Source organism: Mycobacterium sp. TH-M15, from assembly GCF_057473705.1.
The window spans coordinates 1-3,414 of record NZ_JBYCLB010000293.1 but is presented as its reverse complement, the minus strand read 5'-3'; the positions used below and the strand labels follow the sequence as shown (position 1 = coordinate 3,414).

Here is a 3,414-nt window from a genome sequence, read left to right as displayed (position 1 = left end):
GATCGTGACGACTACGGGCCGGATCTGCGGCGGTGGTTGGTGGCACGGTTGGGTCTGGCCCGGGACTAACGTCGACTCCGGTGGACCGCGTTGGCCGGTGGTGTCGGGCCCGGTGACTGGATCTGGAAAGGCGCGTTGTGCGTTCGGTTGGAGAACAGCAGGCCCGGGTGTCGGCGGCGGCGGTGGCGCCGCGGCCGGTGCGGGTCGCCATCGCCGACGCGCAGGGCCTGATGTGCGCCGAGGACGTGGTCGCCGAGCGCCCGATGCCCGCCTTCGACCAGGCGGCGATCGACGGGTACGCGGTGCGCAGCGTCGACGTCCAGGGCGCCGGCGGCGACGACGGTGATGACCCGGACGCCGAGGTGAGCCTCCCGGTGCTGGGGCTGATCGAGGCCGGCGCCCGGACACCGACCAGGCTGCAACCGCGGATGGCCACCCGGATTCAGACCGGGGCTCCGCTGCCGACGCTGGCCGACGCGGTGCTGCCGCTGCGCTTCACCGATGGCGGCCAGTCCCGGGTGCGGGTGCGCCGCGGTGTCGGTCCGGGCGCCTACGTGCGGGCCACCGGCGGCGACGTGCGGTCGGGCGACATCGCCGTCTCCGTCGGCGCGACCGTCGGCCCCGCCCAGGTGGGGCTGCTGGCCGCGGTCGGCCGCGACCAGGTGCTGGTGCATCCGCGTCCCCGGCTGGCGGTGCTGTCGGTCGGCGGCGAGCTGGTCGACGTCGCGCGCAGCCCGGGCAACGGGCAGGTGTACGACGTCAACTCCTACGCGCTGGCCGCCGCCGGCCGCGACGCCGGCGCCGAGGTGAACCGGGTCGGCATCGTCAGCAGCGACCCGAAACAGCTGGCCGAGGTGGTGCAGGGGCAGCTCAACCGCGCCGAGGTGGTGCTGGTCGCCGGCGGGGTCGGCGGGGCGGCGGCCGAGGAGGTGCGCGCGGCGCTGTCGACCCTCGGCGAGCTGGAGGTGGTCCGGGTCGCGATGCACCCGGGTTCGGTGCAGGGCTTCGGCCAGCTGGGGCCGGACCGGGTGCCGACGTTCCTGCTGCCGGCGAACCCGATCAGCGCGTTGGTGGTCTTCGAGGTGATGGTCCGGCCGTTGATCCGGCTGGCGTTGGGCAGACGGGAGCCGATGCGCCGGGTGGTGCCGGCCCGGGCGCTGGGTCCGATCAGCTCGGTGGCCGGCCGGACCGGCTACCTGCGCGGTCAGCTGATGCGCGACGAGGAGTCCGACGAGTACCTGGTCCAGGTGCTGGGCGGCGGCCCGTCGTCGCACCTGCTGACCACGCTGGCCGACGCGAACTGCCTGGTGGTGGTGCCGGAGGAGGCCGAGGAGGTCCGGGCCGGCGAGATGGTCGACGTGGCTTTCCTGGCTCAGCGCGGTTGATCCGGTGAACCGGTGGCGGCGCGGCAACACCAGCATCCAGCATCCCGGCTGGCCGGCGGTGCTCGGGCCGTTGCGGGTGTCGGCCGGGGTGATCCGGCTGCGGCCGGTGCGGATGCGCGACGGCGCGCAGTGGAGCCGGGCCCGCACCGGCGATCGAGACCACCTGGAGCCGTGGGAGCCCAGCGGTGAGCCGGACTGGCTGGCCCGGCACAGCCCCGCCGCGTGGCCGGTGGTCTGCTCCAGCCTGCGCTCGGAGGCGCGCCGGGGGCGGATGCTGCCGTTCGTGATCGAGCTCGACGGCCGGTTCTGCGGGCAGCTGACGATCGGCAACGTCGCCCACGGCGCGCTGCGTTCGGCCTGGATCGGCTACTGGGTGGCCAGTTCGGCGACCGGCGGCGGGGTGGCGACCGGGGCGCTGGCCCTGGGGCTGGATCACTGCTTCGGCGTGGTGCGGCTGCATCGGGTCGAGGCAACGGTCCGCCCGGAGAACGCCGGCAGCCGGGCGGTGCTGGCCAAGGTCGGCTTTCGGGAGGAAGGCCTGCTGCGGCGCTACCTGGACGTGGACGGGGAGTGGCGGGACCACCTGCTGGTGGCGCTCACCGTCGAGGAGGTGCCCGGGTCGGTGGTGTCGGCGCTGGTCCGCAGCGGGCGGGCCAGCCTCCCTTGATCGATGTTACTGGCGTGGCGGTTGTGACAATTGAGGCGTAACGGGTAAATTACGAATATGTAATTGCGACGGCGCGCCGATCGATGATCCCGCGGGTCGCAAACCTAGCCTTGACTGGGACTGGGAAAGGAGCAGGCATCATGCCCAGCGTCCCCCAATCGTTGCTCTGGATCTCGCTCGTGGTGCTCTGGCTGTTCGTGCTGGTTCCGATGCTGGTCAGCAAGCGTGAGGCGGTGCGCCGCACCAGCGACGTCGCGCTGGCGACAAGGGTGCTGACCAGCAGCGCCGGTGCCCGGCTGCTCAAGCGCAGCGGTCCGGCGGCCGGCCACGCCAGCGACCCGGACTGGCGGCGCGACTACTGCGGGCGGCACGACGAGGAGGAGTTGCCGTTCAAGCCCGACACGTCGGTCGCCAGGACAGAGGCCGCCGCGGCGGACGAGTCCACCGAGCCCGACTACCTCGATGTGGACGTCGTCGAGGAGGACTCCGGGGCACTGCCGGTCGGCGAGTCGGACGCGCTCTCCGACGCCGACGACGAGGTCACGGTCGCCCAGCCGGTCCTCGACGAGGAGGAGTCCCCGGACGAGCAGACCGAGGAGCTCCCGGAGACCGATATCGCCGGCGAGGCCGAGGACACCGACGAGGTCGCGGAAGCCGACGAAGCCGACGAATCCGACGATGACGGTGGGGTGTACGAGTACGTTGAGGACAGCTCCGGGCTGGAAGCCGAAGACGAGCCGGCGGACTCCGCGCCGGGTCCGGTGCGGCCGACGTCAGCCGCACGGCGGCGGCGCAGCGAGGCGCAGAAGGCCGCCGCGGTGGAGGCCCGCAAGTACCGGTTCCGCAAGCGGGCGCTGTCCACGATGGCGCTGGTCCTGGCGGGCTCGGCGGCGGTCGGCTACACGGTGACGCCGGACGCCTGGCGGCTCTGCGCCGGCACCGGCGCGCTGATGCTGCTCTACCTGGCGTATCTGCGCCGACAGACCCGGATCGAGGCCCAGGTGCAGGCGCGGCGGGCGCGGCGGGAGGCGCGTGCCCGGGCGTCGCGCGTCGACGCGCCGCCGGTGCAGCAGGCTCCGCCGCCGGACTTCGAGGTGGTGCCGTCCCGGCTGCGCCGCCCGGGCGCGATGGTGCTGGACCTCGACGACGAGGATCCGGCCTTCGAGCATCTGGCGTCGGCGTCGTTCGCCCGGGACTACGACTGGCGGCGTGACCTGCCGCGCGCGGCCGGCCAGTGACGCTTCGGTTTCTGCCGATCCGCCGGCGGCTGGTAGCCTGCTAGCGGCCAGGGGCTATGGCGCAGTTGGTAGCGCGACTCGTTCGCATCGAGTAGGTCAGGGGTTCGATTCCCCTTAGCTCCAC

At 73.2% G+C, this 3,414-nt stretch carries 3 protein-coding genes and 1 tRNA gene; all 4 read left to right on the top strand.

Going from position 1 to position 3,414, the window contains the following annotated elements:
• The first annotated feature begins 137 nt into the window (after positions 1 to 137).
• The 4 genes from glp (at position 138) to AC2VNT_RS06900 (ending at position 3,413) form a co-directional block, all read left to right on the top strand.
• Positions 138 to 1,385, top strand: coding sequence for a molybdotransferase-like divisome protein Glp (gene glp, locus AC2VNT_RS06915; protein ID WP_486946145.1), 1,248 nt, complete (start codon positions 138 to 140; stop codon positions 1,383 to 1,385).
• A 4-nt stretch (positions 1,386 to 1,389) separates the two neighbouring features.
• The gene (locus AC2VNT_RS06910) at positions 1,390 to 2,052 is read left to right on the top strand and encodes a GNAT family N-acetyltransferase (protein ID WP_486946144.1); all 663 of its coding nucleotides are present in this window, start codon (positions 1,390 to 1,392) and stop codon (positions 2,050 to 2,052) included.
• 140 nt (positions 2,053 to 2,192) lie between these two features.
• Entirely contained in the window at positions 2,193 to 3,290 is a 1,098-nt protein-coding gene (sepX, locus tag AC2VNT_RS06905; RefSeq protein ID WP_486946143.1) for a divisome protein SepX/GlpR, read from the top strand.
• A 50-nt stretch (positions 3,291 to 3,340) separates the two neighbouring features.
• Positions 3,341 to 3,413 (top strand) — tRNA-Ala (locus tag AC2VNT_RS06900).
• Position 3,414: the final 1 nt, after the last annotated feature.